The 23953-nt window shown below is 69.4% G+C and carries 24 protein-coding genes; 11 read left to right on the top strand and 13 right to left on the bottom strand.

From position 1 onward, the window contains the following. Nucleotides 1-75 precede the first annotated feature (75 nt). Nucleotides 76-975, bottom strand: coding sequence for a hypothetical protein (locus tag ACFQGL_RS15010; protein WP_377511738.1), 900 nt, complete (start codon nucleotides 973-975; stop codon nucleotides 76-78). A 220-nt stretch (nucleotides 976-1195) separates the two neighbouring features. On the opposite strand from ACFQGL_RS15010, the gene ACFQGL_RS15005 reads away from it, so the two are divergent. Continuing rightward, entirely contained in the window at nucleotides 1196-1711 is a 516-nt protein-coding gene (locus ACFQGL_RS15005; protein ID WP_377511735.1) for a hypothetical protein, read from the top strand. After that, a complete protein-coding gene (locus ACFQGL_RS15000; RefSeq protein WP_377511732.1) occupies nucleotides 1695-4412 on the top strand; it encodes a M48 family metalloprotease in 2718 nt (905 codons plus the stop codon). The genes ACFQGL_RS15005 and ACFQGL_RS15000 overlap by 17 nt, the downstream gene beginning before the upstream one ends. A 63-nt stretch (nucleotides 4413-4475) precedes the next feature. On the opposite strand, the gene ACFQGL_RS14995 is transcribed toward ACFQGL_RS15000, so the two are convergent. The 3 genes from ACFQGL_RS14995 to ACFQGL_RS14985 all read right to left on the bottom strand — a co-directional run bounded on the left by ACFQGL_RS14995 (nucleotide 4476) and on the right by ACFQGL_RS14985 (nucleotide 6525). After that, a complete protein-coding gene (locus ACFQGL_RS14995; RefSeq protein WP_377511729.1) occupies nucleotides 4476-4685 on the bottom strand; it encodes a hypothetical protein in 210 nt (69 codons plus the stop codon). A gap of 485 nt (nucleotides 4686-5170) precedes the next feature. After that, nucleotides 5171-6238 (bottom strand): FAD-binding oxidoreductase, encoded by a 1068-nt coding sequence (locus ACFQGL_RS14990; RefSeq protein ID WP_377511726.1) that lies wholly within the window; start codon nucleotides 6236-6238, stop codon nucleotides 5171-5173. Then, a complete protein-coding gene (locus ACFQGL_RS14985) occupies nucleotides 6235-6525 on the bottom strand; it encodes a globin family protein (protein WP_377511723.1) in 291 nt (96 codons plus the stop codon). Before ACFQGL_RS14985 ends, ACFQGL_RS14990 begins: the two co-directional genes overlap by 4 nt. A 288-nt stretch (nucleotides 6526-6813) precedes the next feature. Between ACFQGL_RS14985 and ACFQGL_RS14980 the strand changes: the two genes are divergently transcribed. The 4 genes from ACFQGL_RS14980 (at nucleotide 6814) to ACFQGL_RS14965 (ending at nucleotide 10687) form a co-directional block, all read left to right on the top strand. After that, nucleotides 6814-8064, top strand: coding sequence for a helix-turn-helix transcriptional regulator (locus ACFQGL_RS14980; RefSeq protein ID WP_377511720.1), 1251 nt, complete (start codon nucleotides 6814-6816; stop codon nucleotides 8062-8064). Beyond that, complete coding sequence (locus ACFQGL_RS14975) at nucleotides 8061-8594, top strand: flavoprotein (RefSeq protein ID WP_377511717.1); 534 nt, start codon at nucleotides 8061-8063, stop codon at nucleotides 8592-8594. Before ACFQGL_RS14980 ends, ACFQGL_RS14975 begins: the two co-directional genes overlap by 4 nt. 147 nt (nucleotides 8595-8741) lie before the next feature. Continuing rightward, the gene (locus ACFQGL_RS14970) at nucleotides 8742-9365 is read left to right on the top strand and encodes an Eco29kI family restriction endonuclease (RefSeq protein ID WP_377511714.1); all 624 of its coding nucleotides are present in this window, start codon (nucleotides 8742-8744) and stop codon (nucleotides 9363-9365) included. A gap of 398 nt (nucleotides 9366-9763) precedes the next feature. After that, nucleotides 9764-10687 carry a GIY-YIG nuclease family protein gene (locus tag ACFQGL_RS14965; protein WP_377511711.1) on the top strand — a complete coding sequence of 308 codons (924 nt, stop codon included), beginning with the start codon at nucleotides 9764-9766 and terminating at the stop codon, nucleotides 10685-10687. A gap of 193 nt (nucleotides 10688-10880) precedes the next feature. Here ACFQGL_RS14965 and ACFQGL_RS14960 read toward each other — a convergent pair whose 3' ends face one another. Together ACFQGL_RS14960 and ACFQGL_RS14955 are read right to left on the bottom strand one after the other, a co-directional pair. Next, nucleotides 10881-11291, bottom strand: a complete 411-nt coding sequence (locus ACFQGL_RS14960; RefSeq protein ID WP_377511708.1) for a very short patch repair endonuclease — start codon at nucleotides 11289-11291, stop codon at nucleotides 10881-10883. A gap of 383 nt (nucleotides 11292-11674) precedes the next feature. Beyond that, entirely contained in the window at nucleotides 11675-12979 is a 1305-nt protein-coding gene (locus tag ACFQGL_RS14955) for a DNA cytosine methyltransferase (protein WP_377511705.1), read from the bottom strand. Between the two features lie 186 nt (nucleotides 12980-13165). On the opposite strand from ACFQGL_RS14955, the gene ACFQGL_RS14950 reads away from it, so the two are divergent. After that, entirely contained in the window at nucleotides 13166-13588 is a 423-nt protein-coding gene (locus tag ACFQGL_RS14950; RefSeq protein ID WP_377511702.1) for a DUF4259 domain-containing protein, read from the top strand. 174 nt (nucleotides 13589-13762) lie between these two features. Here ACFQGL_RS14950 and ACFQGL_RS14945 read toward each other — a convergent pair whose 3' ends face one another. The 3 genes from ACFQGL_RS14945 to ACFQGL_RS14935 all read right to left on the bottom strand — a co-directional run bounded on the left by ACFQGL_RS14945 (nucleotide 13763) and on the right by ACFQGL_RS14935 (nucleotide 15113). Next, nucleotides 13763-14047 (bottom strand): helix-turn-helix domain-containing protein, encoded by a 285-nt coding sequence (locus ACFQGL_RS14945; protein WP_377511699.1) that lies wholly within the window; start codon nucleotides 14045-14047, stop codon nucleotides 13763-13765. Nucleotides 14048-14129: 82 nt separating this feature from the next. Then, nucleotides 14130-14537 carry a hypothetical protein gene (locus ACFQGL_RS14940; protein ID WP_377511696.1) on the bottom strand — a complete coding sequence of 136 codons (408 nt, stop codon included), beginning with the start codon at nucleotides 14535-14537 and terminating at the stop codon, nucleotides 14130-14132. An 87-nt stretch (nucleotides 14538-14624) separates the two neighbouring features. Then, nucleotides 14625-15113, bottom strand: coding sequence for a hypothetical protein (locus ACFQGL_RS14935; protein ID WP_377511693.1), 489 nt, complete (start codon nucleotides 15111-15113; stop codon nucleotides 14625-14627). Nucleotides 15114-15367: 254 nt separating this feature from the next. On the opposite strand from ACFQGL_RS14935, the gene ACFQGL_RS14930 reads away from it, so the two are divergent. Then, nucleotides 15368-15805, top strand: coding sequence for a VOC family protein (locus tag ACFQGL_RS14930; protein WP_377511690.1), 438 nt, complete (start codon nucleotides 15368-15370; stop codon nucleotides 15803-15805). A 9-nt stretch (nucleotides 15806-15814) separates the two neighbouring features. Here ACFQGL_RS14930 and ACFQGL_RS14925 read toward each other — a convergent pair whose 3' ends face one another. Together ACFQGL_RS14925 and ACFQGL_RS14920 are read right to left on the bottom strand one after the other, a co-directional pair. Then, on the bottom strand, nucleotides 15815-16978 hold the full coding sequence (locus ACFQGL_RS14925) for a hypothetical protein (RefSeq protein WP_377511687.1): 1164 nt from the start codon (nucleotides 16976-16978) through the stop codon (nucleotides 15815-15817). Nucleotides 16979-17103: 125 nt separating this feature from the next. Continuing rightward, entirely contained in the window at nucleotides 17104-17880 is a 777-nt protein-coding gene (locus ACFQGL_RS14920) for a PPOX class F420-dependent oxidoreductase (RefSeq protein WP_377511683.1), read from the bottom strand. 108 nt (nucleotides 17881-17988) lie between these two features. Here ACFQGL_RS14920 and ACFQGL_RS14915 point away from each other — a divergent pair, with 108 nt between their 5' ends. Then, a complete protein-coding gene (locus ACFQGL_RS14915; RefSeq protein ID WP_377511680.1) occupies nucleotides 17989-18681 on the top strand; it encodes a hypothetical protein in 693 nt (230 codons plus the stop codon). A gap of 11 nt (nucleotides 18682-18692) precedes the next feature. Here ACFQGL_RS14915 and ACFQGL_RS14910 read toward each other — a convergent pair whose 3' ends face one another. After that, complete coding sequence (locus ACFQGL_RS14910; protein WP_377511677.1) at nucleotides 18693-19238, bottom strand: WapI family immunity protein; 546 nt, start codon at nucleotides 19236-19238, stop codon at nucleotides 18693-18695. Nucleotides 19239-19285: 47 nt separating this feature from the next. After that, nucleotides 19286-20434 carry a hypothetical protein gene (locus ACFQGL_RS14905; RefSeq protein WP_377511674.1) on the bottom strand — a complete coding sequence of 383 codons (1149 nt, stop codon included), beginning with the start codon at nucleotides 20432-20434 and terminating at the stop codon, nucleotides 19286-19288. A 243-nt stretch (nucleotides 20435-20677) separates the two neighbouring features. On the opposite strand from ACFQGL_RS14905, the gene ACFQGL_RS14900 reads away from it, so the two are divergent. Continuing rightward, nucleotides 20678-22228: a gluconokinase gene (locus tag ACFQGL_RS14900; protein WP_377511672.1), complete on the top strand. Its 1551-nt coding sequence runs from the start codon at nucleotides 20678-20680 to the stop codon at nucleotides 22226-22228. Between the two features lie 54 nt (nucleotides 22229-22282). After that, nucleotides 22283-23827 (top strand): GntT/GntP/DsdX family permease, encoded by a 1545-nt coding sequence (locus ACFQGL_RS14895; protein ID WP_377511669.1) that lies wholly within the window; start codon nucleotides 22283-22285, stop codon nucleotides 23825-23827. Nucleotides 23828-23953: the final 126 nt, after the last annotated feature.

Here is a 23953-nt window from a genome sequence, read left to right as displayed (position 1 = left end):
ACGGCATATCGGGGTATCGAGCCGTGCAGCCGCCCCGCGAGTGCGGGACGGCTGCACCGGATGGGTTACCGCTGTTTACGCCGTGGCACAGATGGCGTACGACGTGTCGGACCAGTTGCCGGCGAACGCGTCCTCCTCGTACGCGCCCGCGGCGATGGTCGTCGGGGCGGTGGCGGGGCCGCCGTTGGGGCGGAAGTCGTCCACGATGCCCTCGCCGGTCACCCCGTTCAGCTCGTAGCCGCCGCCGGTCAGCACCTTCCCGACCGGGCAGTTCGCGACGACACTGCGGAAGTCGAGGGAGTTGTTGGCGCCCACCGTGGACGCCCGCACCAGGCCCGGCAGCGGGTTGGCGCAGATCGCGTACGCGGTCACCGACCAGCTCAGGGCAGTGGCGTCCGACTCGTACGCGCCGACGTTGACGGAGGTGGGTGCCGTGGCGACACCACCGTTGGGGCGGAAGTCGTCCACGACGCCTTCACCGGTCACGCCGTTCAGCTCGTAGCCCGTGCCGGTCAGCACCTTGCCGACCGGACACGTCGCCGTGGTGCTGTGGAAGTCGGCCGAGTCGGAGACGCTGACCGTCGAGACCCGTACCAGACCGGCCAGCGGGTTGGCGCAGATCGCGTACGCGGTGACGGACCAGTTGCCGGCGAACGGCTCGGTCTCGTACGCGCCCACGGTGACCGCCGTCGGCGCGGTGGCCGGACCGCCGTTGGGGCGCAGGTCGTCGACGATGCCCTCGCCGGTCACCCCGTTGAGCTCGAAGCCGGTGCCGGTCAGCACCTTGCCGACGGGACAGGTCGCCGTGGCGCTGTGGAAGTCGGCGGAGTTGTTGACGCTGGTCACGGAGATCCGTACCAGGCCGGGGACGGCTGCGGACGCCGGACTCGCCGGGACGAGCACCGCGGCGACCACGGCGAGGCCGAGCGCGAGTACGGCGCCGCCAAACCGTCGGAACTGCTTCTGATGACCCATGGTGTTTCTCCCGTCTGGGGCCTCGGCGGCGGCGCGCGTGGGCTGCGTGGCTCCAGAGGAACCGCCGCCGCCGAGGCCGGTCGTGATGACCGGTTCACCGTAGGTAGTGGCCTGACCAGGCATTATCCGCAACTTGACTACGTCGCGTAACGGACCTGTTCGGCTTTGCTCACGATAGATAGCCTGACGTCGAATCGTCGTCCGGCTTGGGAGGCCCGTCTTGACGATGGAATCGGCCGGTCCAGCTACCACCGTCGAGGCGTCGGAGTTCGTGCTCGGGGTGGCCCGACAGGTGAGCGGGCGACTGGCCCCGGAGGAGTCGGGTTTCTTCGACGAGGTCGCCGCCGCGTGGCGGGCGGGGCTGGAGCAGGGCCGCGCGCCGGGTGGCGGGGTGGGCTTCGGCATCGAGGAGGCACTGGTCACCGCGATCGTCATCGAGGTCGTGGCGGCGTCGGTCCGGGAGGTCCTCGGTCTCGGGGCCGGTGCCGCCAAATCGTGGTGGCGACGTGTGCTGAGCCGCCGTACCCGATCGGGCCGGGAGTTGGCCGGCACGGCGCTGCCGGCGGTCGACGGCCGGATCGTCGTGTCGGCGGCCCAGGTGACCCGGCTGCGCGACGTGTCGCGGCGGCACGCGACGGCCCTCGGCCTCGACGAGTCGGCCGCGGACCTCCTCGCCGATGCCCTCGTCGGTGCCATCCACCTGCCGGAGACCTCGTCGCATGACGGCCGCCCCTGACCAACGGCCGCAGCCACTGCTTCGGCCGCAGCCGCTGCTCTGGCTGTACGGCCTGATCGTCGTCTCGCTGACCAGCGTCGGCGTGACGATCGGCATCGTGTTCTTCCGTGCTCCCCTCTCCCGGGCCCTGACGGACAACATCACCGAGGCGCGGTGCGGCGCGTTGTATCGAGGATCGATCAACGCGGTGAACGACTGCATGGCCGAGCAGTTCAAGCTTCGGGGGGTGGCGGTCGCGGGCGGCGCGCTCCTCCTGCTCGCGGCGACACTCGCCCTGGCCGTCGTGGTCCCGTGGTGGGACCTGCGCCGCCTACGCCGGTTCGGCCGACTCGAATCGCCGGCCGCGCAGCAGCGGTTCGCCGAGCTGTGCCAGCGGCACGGTCTGTCCGGGCGGCGCGTCCCTCGGCTGTGGGTGGCCGGGCCGGCGGTGCGACACGCGTTCACCACGGCGGTGCCGGGCCGGCGGCCGACCATCGTGATCCCGGCCCGTCTGGCCCTCGACCTCGGCGACAAGTTCGACGCCGTCGTCACGCACGAGATCGCGCACGTGCTGGCCCGTGATGTCAGCTGGGTCTCCGCGGTACGGGGACCGACCTGGCTGTTCGTTCCCCTGTTCGCCCTGGCGGGCGCACCCCGCATCCGCTGGGCCGGGCTACCGCCATCGATGATCAGGCCGCTGCTCGGGTTCGCCCTGCTGGCCGTCGCCGTGGTGGTGCTCGCGGCCGCGCTGCTGCGGCTGCGCGAGTTCGAGGCCGACCATTACGCCGCCGCCGCGGGTGCGGAAACCGGGCTGGTGGCGCTGTTCTCGCGGGCAGCGCCGCCGCGACCCACGCAGCCCCTGCCCTGGGCCCGCCGGGTGCTGGCCCGGCACCCGGACCCGGCGAATCGGGCCCGCTCGCTGGGGCAGGCCCCGCGCGCCTGGGAGGGCGGGTTCATTCAGGCGCTCGCGGTGGCCTTCGCGGCCATCACCGCCATGTCCACCGTCTCTGTGCTGTCCTTGCTCTTCGACTCGGCGTTGTACGGCTGGAGTGGCACCGCTGTTCCAGCGCTGACGGGTGCCGCCGTGCTCGCCCTCCTGTTTCCGTCGCTGGCACGTCGAGCGCGCGCCCGACTTGACGATCCACGGTGGTGGCGACCAATCGCGGGCACCGGTGCGGGAATCGTGCTCGGGGCACCGCTCATGCCGGTCGTGTTCGCGTCGAACCTGCTCCCCTACCCTCTGGTGTGGCCGGGTAGCTTCGCCCGTGTCGCGCTCGCCGTGGCTCTGCTGGCGCTGGTCGCCGCCAGCGTGGTCGCGCTGGCCGTCAGCGTCGCGGAACTGGCGGCCCGGACCGACCGACCCGTCGTCACCCGCCTCGCGCTCGGCGCGGCCGGGCTGGCCGCTGCCGCCGGCCTGTGGCCCATCGGAGGAGTGGCCGCGCTACTGCACGTTCCGGACGGCCTCCGGCTGTTCCTCACCTACGGGCTGACCCGGTTCGACTGGCCGGCGCTCGCACTCGGGCTGCTGCCGGCGTACGCGCTGCTGTCCCTGCGGCGGGCGCCGCGTCGCGGCCTGCCCTGGCTGGTGGCGCTCGCGGCGGCGGCGGTCGCCGGGACGGCGGCGATCCTGGTGCGACCCGAGACGTCCGAGGCGATTGATCAGTTGAGGGCGCAGCAGCAGCGGTGGTGGATCTGCCTGGCCGCCGGCGTCGTGGTGCTCATCGTGGTCGCCCTGGCCACTCCGTGGCCCGATGGCTGGGCGCGGGGCGTGCTCGCCGCGACCGCGACCACCGCCGTGGCCACCGGGGCGCACTACGGGTACGGGTGGCTGACCGACCGCCCCACCGAGCCGGACCAGTTCACCGGGGACGCCCTGGTCGCGCCGACCTGGCTCGGCTACGCGATGCTGCTGCTCGCCTCGGTGCTCGTACCCCTGATCGGTCGTGGTCTCCCGCCGCCACCGTCGGTGCGCTGGCTGGCCCCGGCGGGCGCGACGGTGCTGACCGCCGCCGTCGCGCTGGCCGTCGTCGGCCTCGGCGTGCCCGGCGGCGTCGCGATGGACGCGGAGCAGCGCCACACCGCGATCTACACCGATCGGTACGCGGACGCCCGGCATGCCCTGACCCCATTCCAGACCGAACGGGTGGCCCAGTCCAGCGTGCTGGTGATCCCGTCGACCTGGGAAATCCTCAACTCCACCCCCGCCGGCAACGGCATCGTCTCGCCGGACACGGCCGTCCTGACCCCCGCCTGCGAGCCGCTGGTCCGGGAGAGCTTCCTGGCCGCCGGCAAGCCGCACCTGAAGGCCACCGGTCAACGCGCCTGGACCAGCGACACCGTCGAGGGCGGGCTCACGTACACCGACGTGACCGTCGCCGCCTACACCTACGACGCTCCGGTGGGCGAGGCCGTGCTGACCGCCGCCCGCGATGCCCTGCGGGCGTGCCCGTCGTTCACACTGAGCCAGTCGTCGGTGCCATCCGACTACCAGACCCGAGCCGCCCAGCCTCCCGCGATCGGCGAGCTGAGCTGGCGGTACGACAGCACGATGACCATCTCGGCCGGCGGCGAGACGGCCACCGGCGACAACGCCTACGTGGTGGTGGTGGCCGGATACACGCTCATCACGGTCTACATGGCCACCATCGGGGAGCCGCTGGACGAGAAGCTGCTCCAGCGCGTCCTGGAGACCGCCGAACACGACGTGCTGTTCCCGATCTGATCGGCGGCGTGCGGCGGGGTCGGTTGGGAAGACCGCGACGAGCCGCGGCTGCTCGACCCGGATCTACCCCGCGGGGCAGGGCAGGTCTTCGACATGGCCCCATTTGAGTTCGGTGCCGCCGACCAGCGCCGCCTCGCCCCAGGAGACTCGGAGCAGACCCTGGTCGGAGTTGCACGCGAACCCCACGAGCAGCACCTTCGGCTCGTCGGTCAACTGCTCGACGACCTCGCGAAGACCTGAGCGGTCGCGGGCCTCGTCGGGGGTGAGCGGCATCAGCGGGAGGGTGACCTCCTCATGGTCCGGTTGAGGCCCGAAGAGGATCAACAGATCTCGGATCAGCCGGTTGAGGTCCTCTCCGGCAGATGGTGACCCGCACCTGGGCACCGGGTGGGTGCACATCCACCACATCGGGGAGGTTGTGCAGATATTCGTGCAGGACCTCGTACTGCTGCTTCCAGCGGACCGGGCCGAAGGCGTGGTCCGTGTCCAACTCCGAAGCCTCGCGCGCTCCCTGGGCCAACTCGACGGCGCGTCGCAGCGCCGCCGGGACGGCAGTGTGCAAGGCGGAAGCCAGGGGCAGCCCGAACTTCTCGATAGCCCACCGGGACGGGCCGTCAGCACCACTCATGCCGCTCACCCTCCGCGCCGAGTCGAGCACGCTCAGGCAGCGAGCCTCTCACGAAGGTCAATGGATGGAAAGGTCGCACAGAGCGTCCTACAACTGGAGACGCATCCGTGTCATCGACGATGGATTCACGTCAACACGCCGTCACGGGTAGGTGGATGCGGTCGGCGGGCACTCCTGCGGCGTGCAGCCGCTGGCGGGCAGTCGCCAGCATGGGCGGCGGCCCGCAGACGTAGACCTCCTGGCCCGGGCGGTGACGCGCAAGGGCGATGGTCATCGCGTCCCCCTGCTCGGCCGGCTCCGCGCAGGGATCAGCGGACAACGCCGGCACGATCGTCAACCAGTCGTGGGCGCACTGCAGCTTGTCGAGGGTGACCGAGTCGTACAGGTCGACGAAGGTGCGGGCGCCCACGACCAGCGTCACCCGCCGACCAAGCGGTGCCGCGGCGACCTGTTCGACCAGGGAGCGCAGCGGTGCCAGGCCGGTGCCACCGGCGACGAGCAGCAGATCATCGGTGCGCGCCGGGTCGAGGCGCAGGCCGGCGTTGCTCGGTGGGCCGAGCCAGAGCAGTTCTCCGGGGCGTACCCCATTGACCAGGCTGTGGGAGACGGTCCCGGCGGGCACGGCACGAACGTGCAGTTCGACGGTGCCGTCCCGGCGCGGCGCGTTGGCCGGCGAGAGCCAGCGCCAGTGCCGGGGCAGGCGCGGTGTGCAGACCGGGACGGCCTGGCCAGGCTGGTGCGGCAGCCGCAGCCAGGGACGTACCGTCAGAATGGCGATGCCCGGCGACGGCCGATCGTGGCCGATGACCTGGGCCGGCCACCAGGCCGGGCCGTCGCCGACGCGGCCGGCGGCGCGGCGCACGGCCCGCGTGGCGCGGCACATCGCGCGTTCCCCGGCGAGCGCGAGCGACGGCGTCCACAGTGGGTGGGCGTGCCGGGCCACGGTGGCGAGCAGCGTGTCGCCGATGGTGCCGGCGTGCGGGAGCAGGCCATAGCGACGGTACGCGCGGCCGAGCACCAGGAGCAGCGCCGCCCGGCTCGCCGCATCGCCGCCGCCAACCAGCAGGCTGCCCAACGCGCCGAAGAACAGCGGCGCGTCGCGGTGTGGCAGCAGCCCCGGCCGACGGTCTTCGAGGGTGCACCAGAAGTCGCCGGCGGCCCGGTCGTCGACCGTCGCCCACGCGGTGGCCAGGCTCATGCGTTCACCTCGAACGCCCGCCGCACCTCGGCGATCCGCTGCTCGGGCAGGTCGGAGGCCCAGAGCACCCCCACCAGGTAGGCGACGACCCGCAGGTGCTGCGCCTCGGACAACCCCAGGCCACGCCAGCCGTCCGCCGCCGCCGGCTCCCCATCGAGTACGCGGGCCAGGCTCGCGGTGAGATGCGCGGCGAGCCGATCCAGGTCGACCCCGATGAGGTACGGCGACAGCTCCGCGTCCTCCATGATCAACCGCAGCCAGCGGGTGACCACCTCCGTGGCGGTCATGCCTTCTTGCTTTCGCTGCTGGGGCGGTGGGCGATCAGGTTGGGCATGCCAGCTCCGGGAGGTTGACGGTTGAAGTGGCGCCGGGGCGGGCGTGGACTACGCCGTTCGGGGGGAAGGCGCAGTTCCGAGGGCTCACACCCGCCCCGGGCCATGCGTCCAGCTTCGGGGCGTGGCCTGTCGGGAGCCACAGCGTCCGAGGAGCCGAAATGGCGCATCCATGAGGCACGCACGTACCCGCGCCGTGATCCGCTGGTTACTACAGTGGCGGCAAGTGGAGGGAGCATCGTCGTGGCCTTGAAGCGGCACCGGCTCTGCCAACGGCGAAAGGCACTCGGGCTCAGCCAGGAGCGTCTGGCCGAAATCCTGGGCGTTGAACGGTCCACCGTTGTCCGGTGGGAGGGTGCCGAGACGGATCCTCAGCCCTGGCACCGGAGCCGGATCGCCGACGCATTGCGAGTTAGTCTCGAACAGCTCGACGAGATGCTCGTGGATGTATCGGTGGCGACGCGCAGGGGGCGGATCATGGGAGATGAGACCCACGACCCCGCAATCGGGGCGGTCCGCCCCGACCTTCTGACCGGCCTTCGGACGTTCCTCAACAGCTACCTGCCCGACCGATCCGACGAGCCGATGCGGCCACTTGCTGACGTACGGCGGAGCGTCGGTCGAGTTCACGGCCTGTACCAGCGTGCGAGCTACAGCTCCGCTGCTCGCTTGCTGCCGGATGTTCTCGGGCACGCCACGAACCTGGCAATGCACGCATCCGGGGCCGAGCGTGTCCGCGCGTTTCAACTGCTTGCCGCGGCATACATCGCGGCCTCGAAGCTAGCTGCCAAGGTCGGGGACGGCGAAAGCGCCCTGTTGACGGCTGACCGAGCGTCGACCGCCGCTGGGCTTGCTGGTGATCGCGCGCTACTAGCGGTCGCCGCCTACCAGGCAGCATGCGGACTTCTTCGTCTACCGGGTCGGACGGGCCAGGCGACACAGGTCCTGGAGAGCAGCATTGACCAGCTGAACTCTGATGGTCCGGTAACTGATCCTAATCTCATCTCCGCGCGCGGAGCGCTGCTGCTCTTGGCTGCAGTGGTCGCTGCGAGCGGCAGCGAACAGAAGACAGCCGGTCACCTTCTGAATCAGGCCGGTGAGCTGGCGACGGAGCTGGGCTCCGACCGCAACTGCCTGTGGACCGGCTTCGGCCCCACCAACGTCGCCATCCACGCGGTATCTGCTGCGGTTCGAGCCGGAAACCCTGATCGAGCTGCCACCGTTGCTCTGCGGTTGGACACCTCGCGCCTGCCCACCGTGCTCGTCGGCCGACGGGCTCAGGTGCATGTCGACTTGGCGGCGGCATCAATGATGGGCTCTGCGGACAGATCAGCGGCTGTGCTGCATCTACTCGAAGCCGAACGGACGGCAACCGAGGTCGTTCAGGCCAACGTCCAGGCCCGCGAGCTCATACGTGACCTGCTCTCCAAGGAACGGCGTGCCGCGACGCCTGGGCTGCGACCGTTGGCCGAGCGGGCAGGATTGCTGGTATGAGTGACCGTCCTGTCCTTGCCCTCGTCGTCTCGGCCGCACCACCGGTACTGCGCATCAACGAACTGATCGACCTGCTGATCGCCGATGGCTGGGCGGTCTGCGTGACTGCGACACCCACTGCCGCGACTTGGATCGACCGGGACGCCCTCACCCGGCAGACGGGCTACCCGGTGCGGGTCGAGTGGCGGCGTCCGGGCGATCCGGAACCCCACCCGGCTGCTGACGCGACAGTGGTGGTTCCGGCCACGTTCAACGTCATCAACAAGTGGGCGCTCGGGATCAACGACAACGTGGCCCTTGGCATCCTCAACCAGGCGCTCGGTTCCGGTCTGCCGGTGTACGCCTTCCCGAACGTCAAGGCAGAACTCGCAGCTCACCCGGCGTTTGAGGCGAGCCTGCATCAGCTCGCCACCGCTGGTGTAGCAGTCAACCCTCTCGATTCCGACATTAGCTGGCATCTAATCGCGAAGAGGATAGCCCGGCCAAAGACCAAAAATTGGCCAGGCGGCTTGGAAATGCCCGACGAGTGACGGCGCTCTGCCGCTCAGCGTCAGGACGAAGGTTCCGACAGGGACAGAGCAGGTGATTGACGGGCCAGGGGCAGTCGTAGCTGGCCGGATTCCCTAGACAGTGCGTGGCGAAAGCATCGCTGGCACTCGGTCCGATAACCTGAATCCGTGACGCACTCCCCACCTCCCTACTTCGATCCCTTGTCAACGGATGACTTGACCAAAATCATCTGCTCACGTTTCGAACGCGAGCCCTCACGAAGCTTGGCCACCGAACTGCCACGCTTCGAGGGGTCAGGCTTATACGCGATCTATTACGTGAGCGGCGCCGATGCGTTATACGCACCTCTCACAGGCTACAAGATTCCCGTATACGTCGGACAATCACGTTCACACAACAGCTCCACTGGCAAGCTCGTACGCTTGAAGGACCCGTTATGGCAACGGGTAAGCCACCACCGCCAATCAATAGCCGGGGCAGCGAATCTCGAGTTGGAAGACTTTGGCGTCCGACTGTTGCGCCTCCCAGACGTTCATTGCGACTTAGGCGAGAATGGGCTCCGGGTCGGCTACCAGCCCGTTTGGAACGGCATTCTTACTGGTTTCGGAAGTAATGAACAGGGCGAGAAGACGAGAAAGAGCGCAAGGAGCATGTGGGACACCGTCCACCCGGGACGGCGTCGGACATTCGGCTCGGAGAAGCACAAAGCCGAAGACCTACGCGAAAAGGTTCAGCAGCGGATCACGGAACAAATAGACACCTACAGCCAACTTGGTTGGAACCATCAATGATGACCTGCATCCGAACCACCCCAGATCATTAAAATCGCGTCCATCGCGCCTACCCCGTCTTCACGTGGCTCCACTTGGCAATCCCGGCCGACTCAAGGGTGTTCTCGCAGGTGAACGCGAATCCGTCGGCCGGGATCCGGCAACGTGAGTCACCAACGCGGCACCCTGCCGCCAGCGGTAGGTTCAGCGCCACCAGCACGTAAAGAGTTCCGTCGCTCCAGGCAGGCGACCTTGAGCAGCTTCGGCGGTGAGGAGCGGATTCGTCGGCGTCGAGGCCAGTACCGCTCGCTTGGCATTGGCATCGGCGCTGGCCTACCGCAGGTGAGTCGGGTAGCTTGCTCTCGAAGAACGACGTGTCAGACTGCGGAAATCAGATCGACCGATGCTCGGAGGTCGCGATGGCAGACGGATGGGCCGCCGAGTTTCGGCTCAGCATCACCCGGGCGCTAGCCGATCAACTGGAGAGCACCCTGCGACCACTCAAGCCCGCTCCCCTGACGGCAGAGCATCTCTCCACCATTGCAGGGCGTCCCGGCGTATATAAGCTGTTCTTCAATGATAAACGTGTCTACGTTGGCAAGGCCGCAAAGTCGCTACATGACCGGCTAGTCCAGCACCTCCGTAAGCTGTCGGGCCGCACCGGCCTCGACCCCGACGCAGTCCGGTTCGTATGCGTCTACGTCGACGAGGACCTCGACGCGGCCGCTCCCGAAAAGCTGCTCATAAAGAATTATCGGAAACACGACAGCATTCCGTGGAACACCAACGGGTTCGGCAACAAGGATCCCGGACGAAATCGTGACACGAGCATCGTGAAGGCTGCGCACTTCGACGCCAAGTATCCCATCGACCTTGGATACCAATGCCGACTGCATCTTGGCACTCAGCCACTCACGACGGTGCTGGAGGCCATGAAGGGTCAACTGCCCTACCTTCTACGTTTCGAAAACGGTGGGGCAGCCAAGAAGATCTACCGCAGCACCTCGCTCACCGTCTCCAGCCAGCAAATATCCGCCAGGCTCCTCGCGCACCAGCTCGTCGCCGCTCTACCCGCCGGCTGGCAGCTGACCGCGTTGCCTGGCTACCTAATCCTCTATCAGGAGAGTCGGCGGTATGAGAGCGCGCTCGGTTGGTGGAAGCGCGAGTCGGATGGCCAGGTCCTTTACACGGCAGGGCCCCGCCAGTTCGCGGACGGCGACGTGGACGCGGAGGCAGCCGACCTCGATCCCGATGAGACAGCGTCGCTCTTCGAACTCGAGACCTGGCATCATCAGCACCTCGACCGAGACGTTTCGCCAACCGCCTCCAATGCCCACCACTGAAGTGGTGTTACGTCGCCACCCATAGCCGAAGACTGGGCTGTCGAGATCATGGGTCGCGGCTGCCATTACCATCACCATGCCTCATGAAAGGCGAGGCGGTTGGGGGTGTTCGGCGAACAACGTTCGCTGCGCTTCTCCGTCGAGGCACCGCCACATATCCGAGCAGAAGGCTCTAGTCCGAACAATAGACGGCTCAACCCGGCTGGGTGGGCTGAGCGTCGATCCTCCCGCGAACGACTCCTTCAACGCGGTCGGCAGCCACCACAGGATTCTCGTGCTCCCAGATCCTGATCACAGACCAGCCCGCATCGGTGAGGATCTGGTTAGTCTCCGTGTCTCGCGCGCGGTTCCCGTCGATCTTCTCTCGCCAAAACTGGTCGTTTACGCGGGCGGGGCGGTAGTGATCGGGGCATCCGTGCCAGTAGCAGCCGTCAACGAATACGGCGACGCGAGCGGCAGAAAACACGACGTCGGCGGTGCGACGCAGGCCGGGCAACGGCCTTACGCTGACCCGGTAGCGCAGACCCCTTTTGTGCAGGAGCGACCGCAGCCGCCGTTCCGGGCCGGTATCACGGGCCTTGTTGGCGCGCATGACGGCCCGCACGCCAGGGTTCTTCGCCCAAGACGTCGTGGCAGCGTCCGGGACGGCGAGAAGACCTCGGGCCAACGCCACGCGCCAGCCCTCAGCTAAATTCTCATCTCGGGTGGCATGCTCGACCTCGCCGAGGTAGCGGGCAGGTGACCGTCCGTTGTCGGACCAGCGCAGGTAGGCCCGAATCCGGCGAGTCTGCGGTAGCACTTTGAGTTCGACAGACGCTCGGGCCTGACGCCCGTCGCCGAGGTCAACCCAACGCCGGTCGGGTCCGCCGGCAGCGCGATCCTGTTCGAGCGAAGCAGCCTTCCGGGTGCGTCCCTGGCGGCCCTTCCAAGCCTTCGGATTCGGGGGCTTCTCCGCCCAGCGACTATCCGCCCGGGCAGCAGTCGAAGTCACCGCTGGCTCTCAGCCTCATCGAGTGCGGCGGCGATGGCTTTGGCAAAGAACGCTCCGAGCGCGACGGGCACCGCGTTGCCGAGCTGGCGCATCTGCTCACCCCGGGGGCCGACCAACCTCCAATGGTCTGGGAACGTCATGACTCGTGCTGTCTCCCGAACCGTCATGTATCTATGCCGGTAGGGATATGGCGAGTGGCCGAGAGGCTCAGGCAGGGGCTCATCGGTCAACAGCACGGACTCGCCGCCCGGTACGCCATGCACTCCGGCCTTGACCGTCTTCGCCGGTCGGTCTAGCTCATTCGGGGTGTGGCCGGCGTAAATACGCGCATCCGGCCAGCCGATGTGGTCGGTGAACCCGCCGAGGTTGTATTCCCGCCGGTCAAGCCGGTCCCAGGGCACGTCGGGAAGGGGCGGCTGACCGTCAAGTCCCTTGAGGGCGTCCCGCATCGTGCGCCACGGAAGCATGCCGTCGTCCCGGGGAGGGGTGGTCGGTAGTCGGGACATGACACGTCGGCGAACCTGGTCGGGCACGTCGGGATGCCTCTTCCAGTAGGTACCGTCCAGCATTGATCGCACCAATGCCGCCTCCGAGTGCGACGGACGCACTGCATCCTCAAAGCCCGCGACGTCGACTCCGAGATCTGACCGGAACGCCACCATGATGATCCTGTTTCGGATCTGCGGAACGCCGTAGTCAGCCGCGTTGACCTTGGTGGTGACGACCTGATACCGCCGCTTGGGGTCCGCCGGCTCCTCGCTGAGGCGCGCCCTCAACACCTCGTCATGGTCACGCCATGTGGTGTCATCGTCGCGCTCTTCGAAGGGGAGCTTCAACTCACGCTCGATGTACTCGAAGTACGGTCTGAACGACGGACGCAGCAGGCCGCGGACGTTCTCGCAGATGACGGCCTTGGGCTGGATCTGACGGATAGCGCGGAACATCTCCGGGAACATGTTGCGCTTGTCCTCGTCGCCACGCGCGACGCCGCCCAAGCTGAACGGCTGACAGGGCGGCCCTCCGGCGAGTAGATCCACGCGGTCCCACAAGTAACCGAACTCAACCCGGGACACATCGCCCTCGACCAAGGGCCACCGCTCACCGGCCGAAGGGATCCGCTCGTCCCCACCCCTCGACTCCGCCACGTTGGCCTTAAGCGTGTCGCACGCGTGCTTCACCAGTTCGTTGACCAGCAGAGGTCGGAAGCCCGCTCGATGTACAGCCATGGCCAAACCGCCGCCGCCAGCGAACAGCTCTACCGAGGTACGGTCACTGACTGGCTTTCCTGGCGGCTCAAGCATCGCAGAAGCATACCGCGGAGTTGTGGATCTTCAACCGTGACACACCCGGCGTGACGCGCTACGAATGGAGCTTCGTGGGGTTGCGGAGCCGCCCTCGCGGGCTGGGCACAGCGAGCTTCGACCCCGATCCCCCGCAGTAGTCAAGGGAGCGGTGTGGTTTGGTTACGCCGTCCACGAGGAGGAGTAATGGCCACATGGCAGCTCGGTCCGTTCGACAACGATGACGCTGTCGAGTGGTGCGGCCTACTGGAAGCCACCGCGCCTGGTCAACGCTTAGACCTCGTTCGTCAAACTCTCGAGCCAGCCGTCACGGCGGGGCGCGCCCTAGCCTCAGAAGACGCCGCCCGAGCCATCGCTGCCGCCGCGACTGTGCTGCAGTCACTCACTGGGACACCGCCGTCGGACTCGGCCTATGCCCCACACTTCCTCATCGGCCGCCATGACATCGGGGTCACCCCATCACTACTTGACCTGGCGACACGGGCACTCGACACGGTGCTCGCGGCCGATTCGACCTGGCGCCTGCGGTGGGCCGAGGACGTCGAAGAAGAAGAGGCGTTAGCGGTCGTCGAGGAACTCCGCGTCAACCTAGCATCGGCGAGGCCATAATCCGTGCCCCCCACTCGCGGCGTGCCTGCCGCCGACCACTAGGCAGACGCGCCGACGCGAACCTCATCACGCCCCCTCCTGAGTGCGCCGGGAATGCGCGGACGCAGCCAGCTGTCGATTCGCCAGCACAAGTCACTTCTTTACGGGTAGGGCCGCGCGAACAGCACTAATGTCCTACGCACCGCCTGCCGAGAAGAGTCTGCTGTCGAAGGCTCGGGCCAGGCGCTCCAGCACCGGCAGGGTCGGTGTGGTCCCGCCCGCCTCGAAGCGAGCCACAGCGGACTGGGTCATGCCCGCGGCTCGGGCCAACTGGCTCTGGCTCCAGCCATGTCCCTCGCGCAGGTGCCGCACCTCTTGGCCAAGCTCGAAGGCGATCCGGGTGGCCTCGTACGTTTCGGCCGCCCCGGGCTCCGCCATCCGACGTTCGCGCAGGTCGTTCCAGTCCAGGCGATCACTCATAGCACCGATGCTATGGGTTGAGGGGGCGACTTGGCCGTAGCCGGACCGGGCGAGCGGCAATGTCCTGCAGCGCTATACCCCTTTACGGTGCCGGAGCGGACAGCAGTGCGCGGAGGCGCGGACTGAGCACGACTTCGTACGGCAAACCGCGAAGCTCGTCCGCAGTTGTCGAAAAGCCCTTCTCCGTGAGCGTCGCGGCGAATTCCTGCCACGGATGCTCGTCGTTCGACGTCTCGGCGTCGTCCGGCAGGACGACGTTTCGAACGCTGCCGACGACCTGCTCCTCGGTCAGATAGAGCGCAAGAGTGGCCGCGCCGCCGGCCGACGCCACACTGCTCCACCCGAGTTCCCGCAGCGGAACAGGCTCCCCGTCAGAGAGCCGTGCGAATTCGTCCACAGTGAAGTCGAGCCGATTTCCGGGGACCACGCTCGCCTCGCCGCCAGAACGCACGTCGCACAGCGCGTAGAAGCCAACTATCCGAGCGGTCATGATCGCCATCCTACGGGCGGCAAGCGCACAAATGGGGCGCGCTGCGGCCACGTGCCATGCCGCAGGGCGCCCCGATGTGAGCCGCGATCAGTTGACGGCGCAAGCCAACTCACGTACGGCGGTGACCGCTTGCTCGGGCGAGTCCACCTGGCCGATCAGGTCGACGTCGATGCGACTGCGCCACGAGACGGTGCCGGAGTTTTGGCAGGTCGCGCGCGCGTTCGCGCGGTTGGCAGAGCCGCCGCCGGAGTAGACGGGGCTCTTCGATCCGCTGCCCTTGACTCGCCAACTGTTGTCGGAAAAGTATTCCTCAAGCCAGATCTTGACCGTCGCCCGAGTGCCGGAGGCGCAGTTGACGTTGACCCACCATCCGTGGCCGGTGGCATCGTTGCCGGTCTTGTGGACGTAGTCGCCGTCCGTGATGAACGCGCATCCGGCCTGCGCCACGATCTCGGATGCGGTGAGGCCGCTGCCGCGTTCGCTCACCGGCGCAACCGCGGGATGGGCGGCCTCGGAAGCCGATCCGGTGTCGGCTGAAGCGGCGGTGGCGGGCAGCACGGAAAGGGTCAGGAACACGCCGAGAGATACGGCGATGAACCGCCGCCCAACAGATGGCGCAGATGATCGCACTCGCATGCTTCTCCTCTTGTTGACTGAAGGAACGCGTCACATGCAGCGGCGCCCCCCAACGCCGGATCAGTCGTCGCACTAGCAGTCATCGAGAGACTTCCATGCGTGATCGGGCTCCGTCAAGGTTCGGCGGATCGCGCCGAGACAATGTCGGGGCCGTCTGCCGAGCCGCGCGAGGGATCCCGCGTTAGGTTGCTGGGATGGAGCAGCGAGTAAGCCTGATCACCCTGGGAGTCACTGACCTACAGCGGTCCAAGAAGTTCTACGAGCAGTTGGGCTGGCACGGCCAGGAGGTCGAGGACACGGTCTTCGTGCAGGCCGGCGGCCTGGCGTTGGTGTTGTGGGGGCGCGACAAGCTGGCCGAGGACGCGGGCATCGACGATCCGAACACCGACGGCTTCGGCGGGATGGGCCTGGCGCAGAACGTCCGGTCCCGGGAGGAGGTCGACGAGGTGATGGCCGCGGCGACCGCCGCCGGGGCCGAGGTGACCAAACCGGCGAGGGAGACGTTCTACGGCGGCTACGCCGCCTACTTCGCCGACCCGGACGGTCACCTGTGGGAGGTCGCCTGGAACCCGGGCTTCACGCTCGGCCCGGACGGCACCCTCACCCTCCCCGACTTCAGCGCCCCCAACTGAGCGAACGCGTCAGGGGCAGGGCACCGTTGACTGGAACGCGTCCAGGCAGATCGAGAGCACCGTCGAGCTCGGCGACGGCGAGGGCAACGCGGTGGGCGAGGCCGGCGCGCTGGGCGTGGCCGACACCGTGGGTAGCGGCGTGGTCGGGGCCGGACCGGGCGTCGGCGTCGAGCTGGCGGACGGCGCCGGAGCAGACGGTACGACCGGAGCGGCCGGCGGCACCGCGACAGCGGACGGCACCGAGGCGACCAGGGGCACCGGCTCGGACGTCGGAACCGGGACCACCGGTCGAGGGACCTCGCGAGGCGGTACACCGCCGGTGATCCGCGTCGCGGCACCGCCCGCGGTGGGCGTACCCCGGTCCGGTTCGTCGAAGTGAGCGGGCACGACGGCGTCGGCGGTGGTGATGGTGCCTGCCTCGGCGCGGCCCCCCGAGCTGCCCGTCTCGGAGCCGAACGCGCCAGCGGTCAGCGTCGCGAACACCACCGTGGCGACGGCGGTGACGGCGACCGCCCGCCGGTCGGGGCGTACCGCCGCCAGCGGGGCGTCTTCCGGTGTGACCAACGACAGCGGCAGCGGCTCGGCACAGCGATGGGCGGACAGCAGATCGTCGAGCTGCGCGACGACCGCGGCACGCTCGTCGGCGAAGGTGGCGACGGCGAGGGTGAGATAGAAGCGCAGGTTCACCACGGCGGTGGCCGGCACCAGCAGCCCGGCGAGCCGGCCACGGCCGGTGGTGTGCAGCAGGGTGAGCGGGACGTCGGGGTGGTGGGCGGGGCCGAGCAGGTCCGCGTACGTCCACTCGCGCCGGTGGTCGCGGCCGGCGAAGGCGACCCGGTGGTTGGTGACGACGGCCAGGCCGGAATCGATGATCCGCAGGCCGCTCGGCAGGGCGTCGTCGGGCGTCTCGGCGTAGGTGGCGGTGCGACCCGGCGTGGGTAGGCCGGGTACGTGCCGGGCCTCGGCCTCGACCAGCTCCGCGTCGGGCACCACCCGGAAGATGAGTTCGTCGTCGGCGAGCTCGACCGGCAGGCCGGTACGCGGCTGGGTGCACCCGAGGAACCCGCCGGCCTCGATCCGGAGCCGGGTCAGGTGGTCCCTGCGGCGGCGCCAGGCGTCGGATTCGCTCCGGTACGCCCGTCGCCGCCGGTCGTTCTCGCGCTCGGCCCACACGTTCCGCCAGTGGGGTAGCGCCGTTGAGGATGGGGTCACAGGCGGTACAACCGCTCATCCACGTGACAGGGAACGCGGGCGGGATCGATACACCCCTTTGTTCCCGGAAGGAGAGATTTGACAGACTAGTGCTTCGGCACGAGCGCGAAGTGCACCGTACGGCCGCTCTTGCTCCGTCCGAGGCGGTGCATCAGCGGCACGAGCACCCCGTGCAGCAGCGGATACTTGCGGCGCAGCGTGCGTGCCGCCGTGGCGTACTCCGCTCCGGTCAGTTGGCGGGCGGTGGCCTGGACGGCCGGGCCGGTCGGCGTGCCGCGCACGGTCGACGGTGCCACCGTTACGGTCGGGTTGTTGCTGATCCGTCGGGTCTTCCAGGCCCGCTCGAAGCTGCGCACGTACGCCTGGTCGCCGGCCACCGCGATGTTCACCGGCGTGGCGACCGGCCGCCCGTCGCGGCGGTACGTGGTCAGCACGACCGTCTTCTGCTGGTCGAACGGGGCCAGCTCCGGCACGCTGCTCGGCGAGACCGTGCCGAGCACCCAGCCCCGCTCGTGCCACCGGTAGGTGAACGCCACTCCGGCCACCACCACGGCCCCGGCGATGGCGAGGGTCTGCCCGGTGGTGCCGCCGAGGTTCTGGTCGGCGATGTGCACGATCGTGTGGGCGGTGCCGCCGACCACGTAACCGGCGAGCGCCACGCTGAGCGCGTCGGCCCAGATGGTGGCGAGCAGCAGGGTCACGCCGATGCCGAGTTGGAAGGCGCCGACGTCGTGTACAAAGTGTCGGGCCGGCGGGAACCCGGCCCAGTCGCTGAACGCGGCCGGCGCGAGCAGCGCCCAGCCGCCGACGATCGTGGAGGCCAGCCCGAGCAGGGCGGCGGCGGTTCGTACGAGTGCTCTCATGCCCACCTGACGGGGCTGCGAGCCCCGGCGTGACGACGGGCCAGACGGACGGCAGCGGGCGGGCTAGCCTGTGCACGATTCCCCCAGCCGGGGCCGAGGAGCTTGCTGATGCTCGATGATCTGCGCGTGCTGCGCGACGCGGTACGCGAGTACCGCGTCGCGGCGACGGCCGCCGGCCTCGACTGGCCCGACCAGGGCGAGTCGCCGGCCGGGCCACCACCGGACCTGGTCTACCGGATCTTCGGCGTGGACCATGTCGCGGAGCAGCTGGCCTGGTTGCAGTCGCAGCGCTGGCCGGACCGGCGGTTGCTGCCCAACGGCGGGTGGCGGATGCCGTGGCCGCAGGGCGGGGACGTGCTGGACCATCTCGGGCTGTCGATCGGTACGCCGTTCCCCTGGCGGCGGCAACTGCCGCTGTTCCACTTCGATGTCGTCCTCTACACGTTCGTCCTCGCGGGCGAACATGAGGGTGAGATCTGGCGCTACGAGATCTCCCCCGACGCCTGGGACTCGGTGCGGGCCGCCACCAGCCTGGCCGCCCTCTTCGACCAGTGGACCAGGGGCATCGCCGCCGGTGCGGTCGTCGTGGATGACCACAACAGGTGGCTCCAGGTCAACGGCGTGGACGCGGTTGCCGGCCTCGACCCGCTGGCCTTCCCGGTGGCGCCGGTGCAGGAGACGTTGCTCCGGCCGCGGCAGCGCGAATGCGGAGTGGACATGGCGATCGTCGAGGACGGCTTCGCGCACCAGGAGGACTTGCTCGACGCCATCGACGTCGCCCAGGCCTCGCTCCGCGCGTAGCCCGGTGCCGGTCAGCCGGCGCGTCGGGGGTGCGTCACGGGCCCGAGCAGCGGATTGCGGACCGGAAATCGGGACGCCATTCGCGGCGGGTACGCCTCGACGTGCTCGGCCCAGTGCGCGGCGGCGACCGCCAGCACGTCCGCCGAGACGGTGAGGACCAGCGGATAGACGGCGGTGGACGGGCGGCGCATCCACGGTGGCAGCGACTCGGCGGAGAACTCCACGGTCAGCTCCAACCGACGGCGGCGGATCATCCGGGTACGCAGGGCCAGGTTGGGTTCGGTGAAGCGGACCAGCGCCGGTGCCTGACTCGGTGCGACGGCCGCCTTGGCCTGCCCGCGTAGCCATCCGCCGAGCGCCCGAGCCTCCTCGACCATCAGGCTCGGGTAGTGGTGCGACCAGGTCTGGCCGTCGGCGGTACGGGCGTCCACCTCGATGAGCAGCCAGTCGTGCCAGCCGGGGGCGGCCCGGCCGGGGTCGTCGGGCGGCTCGATGCCCGGTTGGTAGCCGACCGGGCGGATCCTCACCCGGGCGCCGTCGTCGGAGCGGATCTCCACACACCAATTCTGGCCGAAGTTAACCGGCGAGTAGCAGTGAATCGGGATTAAACGGTCACTGCTCGCCGTACGCCCTTGTGCTCGGCACAGGCGTTGGGCCGGCCGCCGGTCAGACTGATCGAGCCGTCCCGGCACTGCACCAGGTAGCCCGGGCCGGCCCAGAACTGGGGTACGCAGTCGAACCAGTCGCACACCTCGGAGGCCGGCTGGTTGATCCGGGTGCCGCCGCAGAAGCCGTACCCCAGCGGGTTGGCCGGTGCGCCGCAGCGCGGGTCACGGGTGGCGGTGGGCGACGGACGCTTCGACTTCTTCGGCTTGGGCGACGTGGCCTGCGACGGCACGGTGAGCACCGGGCGGCGGAGCAGCGGTTTCGCACTGGGGGTGGGCGCCGGTGTGGCGGCGACGGCGACCTCCACTCCACCGGCCGGGTCGGACGGATTCGAGTCGAACAACGCCGCCGGCACCAGCAGCGCGAGGGCCGCGGCCACCGCAACGGTCCGCTGCCCACCGGGCACCCGCGCGAAGAGCCGCGCCTGCCCGGGGGTGGCCACGGCCGGCCGGAACGGCTTGAGCTGGGCGTGCTCCGCGATCAGCTCGTCGAGTTGGGCGAGGACCGCGCCGCGCTGCTCGATCGCGTCGGCGAAGGCCAGGGTGAGCTTGAACCGGAAGTCCGCCGCCGCGTCGGTGGGCAGCATCAGCCCGGAGCTACGCCGCCGGTCCAGGACCTGGATCAGGGTGACCGGCGCCGCCGGGTCGTGGGACAGGCCGGTCATTCGGCCGTACGCCCAGTCGCGCCGGCCGCGTCCGCCGAGCAGCACGAGTCGACGGCTGGTGATCACCGCCATGCCGGCGTCGGTGACGCGGACGCCGTCCGGGCGGCGCGGGCGCAGCGGCCCGGTCTGCGGGTCGACCGTGAGGTCCGGCGCGGGCAGCACCGTGGTGTGCCGTACCTCGACCAACTGCGCTGCCGGCAGCGCCCAGAGCACCACCTCGTCGCCGGTCAACTCCAGTGGCAGGCCGGCGCCGGCCTGCGCGGAGCCCTGGAAGTCGGCGGCCAGGGCGCGCAGCCGCCGTAGCTCGTCATCGCGTCGTCGCCATGCCGCCTCGGCGCCGCGGTACGTGCTGACGCGTCGCACGTTCTGCCGGTGCGCCCACCGGTACCGCCAAGTGGAACCCGTCGAATCAGTCTTCGCCACGCCGACTCCTTCGCCGCGCAGGCCACCAATCTGGGTGTCACTCGGGTTAACAGTCCTGGCGCGGCACCCGGACACGCCGGATCGGGCGAATTGCCCGATCGATGGAGTAAACGGGACGATCGGGCGATACTGCTGAGTCGATTCACGTTGTCGCGCGCCGTGCGCGGCGATCGATCCCTCGGTAACGTCAGCCTCAGCCGGGTGGCGCTGCCGCCGCACCGCCGTACGGAGGGGGTGAGGGTCGTGCCGCAGGACTCCCGGTCCGGCGTGGTGATCGGGGTCGACATCGGCACCACCAGCACCAAGGCCGTCGCGTATGACACCGGTGGCCGGCAGCTCGCCAGCCACTCGGTCGGCTATCCGCTGAACAACCCGCAACCCGGGTACGCCGAGCAGGACCCACAGGTCATCCTCGACGCGGTGCTGGAGTCGGTCCGTACGGTAGTGACCGAGCTGGCCGAGCCGGTGGCCGGGCTGTCGTTCAGCAGCGCGATGCACAGCCTGATCGGGCTCAACCCGGACGGCGACCCGATCACCCCGTCGGTGACCTGGGCCGACTCGCGTTCCAGTCGGCAGGCCGAGCGGCTGCGGGCGGTGCCGTCCGGGCTGGCCCTGCACCGCCGTACCGGTACGCCGGTACACCCGATGGCGCCGCTGCCCAAGCTGCTCTGGTTCGCCGAGCAGGAGCCGGCGCTCTTCGAGCAGGTCGCGCACTGGGTGGGCATCAAGGACTGGGTGCTGCTGCGACTCTGCGACGCGCTGGTCACCGACCACTCGGTCGCCTCGGCCACCGGTCTGCTGAACATCCACGAGCTGGAGTGGGACGGCGAGGCGCTGGCCATGGCCGGCATCACCGAGGAGCAACTGCCCCAACTGGTCGGCACCACCGCCGTACTCCCCGGGCTCACCCCGCAGGCCGCGGCGGTGACCGGCCTGCCGCAGCGCACCCCGGTGGTGGTCGGCGCGGGTGACGGGCCGCTGGCCAACCTGGGCCTGGGCGCGGTGCACCCCGGCATGGTGGCCTGTTCGATCGGCACCAGCGGCGCGATGCGGGTGATGGTCGAACGGCCCGGCGTGGACCCGCTCGGCGGGGTGTTCTGCTATGCGTTGACCGAGGACCGTTGGGTGGTCGGCGGCGCGATCAACAACGGCGGCATCGTGCTCAAGTGGGCCGGTGACGCGCTCGCTCCCGATCTGGGCGAGCACGCCCACGCGGAGCTGGTCGCGCTAGCGGCTCAGGCGCCGGTCGGCTCGGGCGGGCTCATCATGCTGCCGTACCTGCTCAGCGAGCGGGCCCCACACTGGAGCGCGCTGCCGCGCGGCGCGTACGTGGGGTTGACCCACGGGCACCGTCGCGAGCACCTGGTGCGGGCCGCGTTGGAGGGGGTCTGCCAGCAGCTCGCGTTGGTGCTCAGCTCGGTGCGCTCGGCCGGCAACGAGGTCCGCGAGATCCGGGCCGGCGGCGGCTTCGCCCGCAGTGGCCTGTGGCGGCAGATGCTCGCCGACGTGCTCGGCCTGCCGGTGAGTTTCCCCGCCGGGCACGAGGGGTCGAGCTTCGGCGCGGCGCTGCTCGGCATGCAGGCGCTGGGGCTGATCCCCAGCATCGACGTGGCAGCCGACCTGGTGCGGATCGAGGAGACGGTCCGCCCCGACCCGGCCGCCGCGGCCACCTACGCGTCGCTGCTGCCGCTCTTCGCCGAGCTGTACGACGCGCTGGTGCCCACCTTCACCTCACTGCGTCGGCTGGCACCCGGCCTGCCACCGGAGCTCGCTCCCGAACCGCCACCGATGTAACCCTTCGGCCGGCCCGGCCCAGGGTCGACCCCCACCCCGAAGGTCGTGATCCCCGTGCCCCCACCCCTCGCCCTGGCCAGCCTCCCGACCCCCCTCGCCGCACCGGCCGAACCGGTCACCACCGCCGGCGACACCCAGCTCGTCATCGCCGCCCTGCTCGGCATCGCCGCCGTGGTGGTGCTGATCGCCTGGGCCAAGGTGCACCCGTTCCTGTCGCTGATCCTCGGCGCGGCGGTGCTCGGTGTCACCGCCAGCGTCGCACCGGACAAGATGATCACCTCGTTCACCGGCGGGGTGGGCTCCACGGTCGGCGGCGTCGGGCTGCTGATCGCGCTCGGCGCGATGATCGGCGGTCTGCTCGCCGAATCCGGCGGCGCGGACGGCATCGTCAACCGGATCGTCGGCCGGGTCTCCGGTAGCGCGTTGCCCTGGGCGATGGCCGGCGTGGCGGCACTGATCGGGTTGCCGCTCTTCTTCGAGGTCGGCGTGGTGCTGCTGGTGCCGATCGTGCTGCTCGTCTCGATGCGGACCGACGTACCGCTCATGAAGATCGGCATTCCGGCGCTGGCCGGCCTGTCGGTGCTGCACGGGCTCGTCCCGCCACACCCCGGCCCGCTGGTGGCGATCTCCTCGCTCAACGCGGACCTGGGTCTGACGCTCGGGCTGGGCCTGCTCGTGGCGATCCCCACGGTGATCATCTCCGGGCCGGTCTTCGGCAGCATCATCGCCCGCTACGTACCGGCCACCGCCCCACTCTCGCTGCTGCCGACCCGTCGCGCCGGCGGTACGGCCGGACGAGCCGGACGCGACACGACCGGTCCGCGGGACGCCGACGTGGACGGTGACCTGCTCACCGACGACGACCTGGTCAGCCCGGGGGCCGAACGACCGGGCGCACCGGTGGACGACAGTGGCACGGAGACCGCCCGGCGTACCCCGGCGTTCTGGCCGGCGGTGATCACCGTGCTGCTGCCGGTGGCGCTCATGCTGCTGCGCGCGATCGGCGAGCTGACCCTGGACGAGGGCACCGCGGGCCGCAAGGCACTGGACATCGTCGGCACGCCGATCGTGGCGCTGCTCGCCGGCGTGATCCTGGCGATGTTCACCCTCGGCTACCAGGCCGGCTTCAGCCGCTCCCAGGTCTCCTCGGTACTCGGCGGATCACTGCCGCCGATCGCCGGCATCCTGCTCATCGTCGCGGCCGGCGGCGGGTTCAAGCAGGTGCTGGTGGACGCCGGCGTGGGTGACCTGGTCGCCGACGCGGCCAAGGACGCCAGCCTCTCCCCGCTGTTGCTGGGCTGGCTGGTCGCGGTCGGCATCCGGGTGGCCACCGGCTCGGCGACCGTCGCCACCATCACGGCGGCGGGCATCGTGGCACCGCTGGCGGCGACCCTGGACCGACCCGGGGTGGCCCTGCTGGCGCTGGCCATCGGCTGCGGGTCGCTGTTCTTCTCACACGTCAACGACGCCGGGTTCTGGCTGGTCAAGGAGTACTTCGGGCTGACCGTCGGGCAGACCATCAAGAGCTGGTCGGTGATGGAGACGATCATCTCGGTCGTCGGCTTCCTCGGCGTGCTCCTGCTCAACCTGCTGCTGTAGCACCCGGGGGCCGACAGTCCTCGTGAGCGATATACCTCAGAGTCATATTTATGGGTCTTGTGACGTGTCTGTGGGTGGTTGGGCGCGTCGTTGATGGCGCACGCCGTTGTCCTGCCTAGGTTCTGG

The sequence above is a fragment of the Micromonospora vulcania genome, assembly GCF_042658605.1.
In the GTDB taxonomy this organism is placed as follows: Bacteria; Actinomycetota; Actinomycetes; order Mycobacteriales; family Micromonosporaceae; genus Micromonospora; species Micromonospora vulcania.
The sequence above is the reverse complement of the archived record's forward strand: the minus strand, read 5'-3'. Positions and strand labels throughout refer to the sequence as shown.

Excerpts from the sequence above, each read along its gene's own strand:
- ACFQGL_RS14965 (WP_377511711.1), top strand. The coding sequence starts at position 9,764 with ATGGCAGACGGATGGGCCGCCGAGTTTCGGCTCAGCATCACCCGGGCG.
- ACFQGL_RS15000 (WP_377511732.1), top strand. The coding sequence starts at position 1,695 with ATGACGGCCGCCCCTGACCAACGGCCGCAGCCACTGCTTCGGCCGCAG.
- ACFQGL_RS14915 (WP_377511680.1), top strand. The coding sequence starts at position 17,989 with ATGCTCGATGATCTGCGCGTGCTGCGCGACGCGGTACGCGAGTACCGC.
- ACFQGL_RS14950 (WP_377511702.1), top strand. The coding sequence starts at position 13,166 with ATGGCCACATGGCAGCTCGGTCCGTTCGACAACGATGACGCTGTCGAG.
- ACFQGL_RS14990 (WP_377511726.1), bottom strand. The coding sequence starts at position 6,238 with ATGAGCCTGGCCACCGCGTGGGCGACGGTCGACGACCGGGCCGCCGGC.
- ACFQGL_RS14985 (WP_377511723.1), bottom strand. The coding sequence starts at position 6,525 with ATGACCGCCACGGAGGTGGTCACCCGCTGGCTGCGGTTGATCATGGAG.
- ACFQGL_RS15010 (WP_377511738.1), bottom strand. The coding sequence starts at position 975 with ATGGGTCATCAGAAGCAGTTCCGACGGTTTGGCGGCGCCGTACTCGCG.
- ACFQGL_RS14940 (WP_377511696.1), bottom strand. The coding sequence starts at position 14,537 with ATGACCGCTCGGATAGTTGGCTTCTACGCGCTGTGCGACGTGCGTTCT.
- ACFQGL_RS14955 (WP_377511705.1), bottom strand. The coding sequence starts at position 12,979 with ATGCTTGAGCCGCCAGGAAAGCCAGTCAGTGACCGTACCTCGGTAGAG.
- ACFQGL_RS14930 (WP_377511690.1), top strand. The coding sequence starts at position 15,368 with ATGGAGCAGCGAGTAAGCCTGATCACCCTGGGAGTCACTGACCTACAG.
- ACFQGL_RS14995 (WP_377511729.1), bottom strand. The coding sequence starts at position 4,685 with ATGCCGCTCACCCCCGACGAGGCCCGCGACCGCTCAGGTCTTCGCGAG.
- ACFQGL_RS14920 (WP_377511683.1), bottom strand. The coding sequence starts at position 17,880 with ATGAGAGCACTCGTACGAACCGCCGCCGCCCTGCTCGGGCTGGCCTCC.
- ACFQGL_RS14945 (WP_377511699.1), bottom strand. The coding sequence starts at position 14,047 with ATGAGTGATCGCCTGGACTGGAACGACCTGCGCGAACGTCGGATGGCG.
- ACFQGL_RS14975 (WP_377511717.1), top strand. The coding sequence starts at position 8,061 with ATGAGTGACCGTCCTGTCCTTGCCCTCGTCGTCTCGGCCGCACCACCG.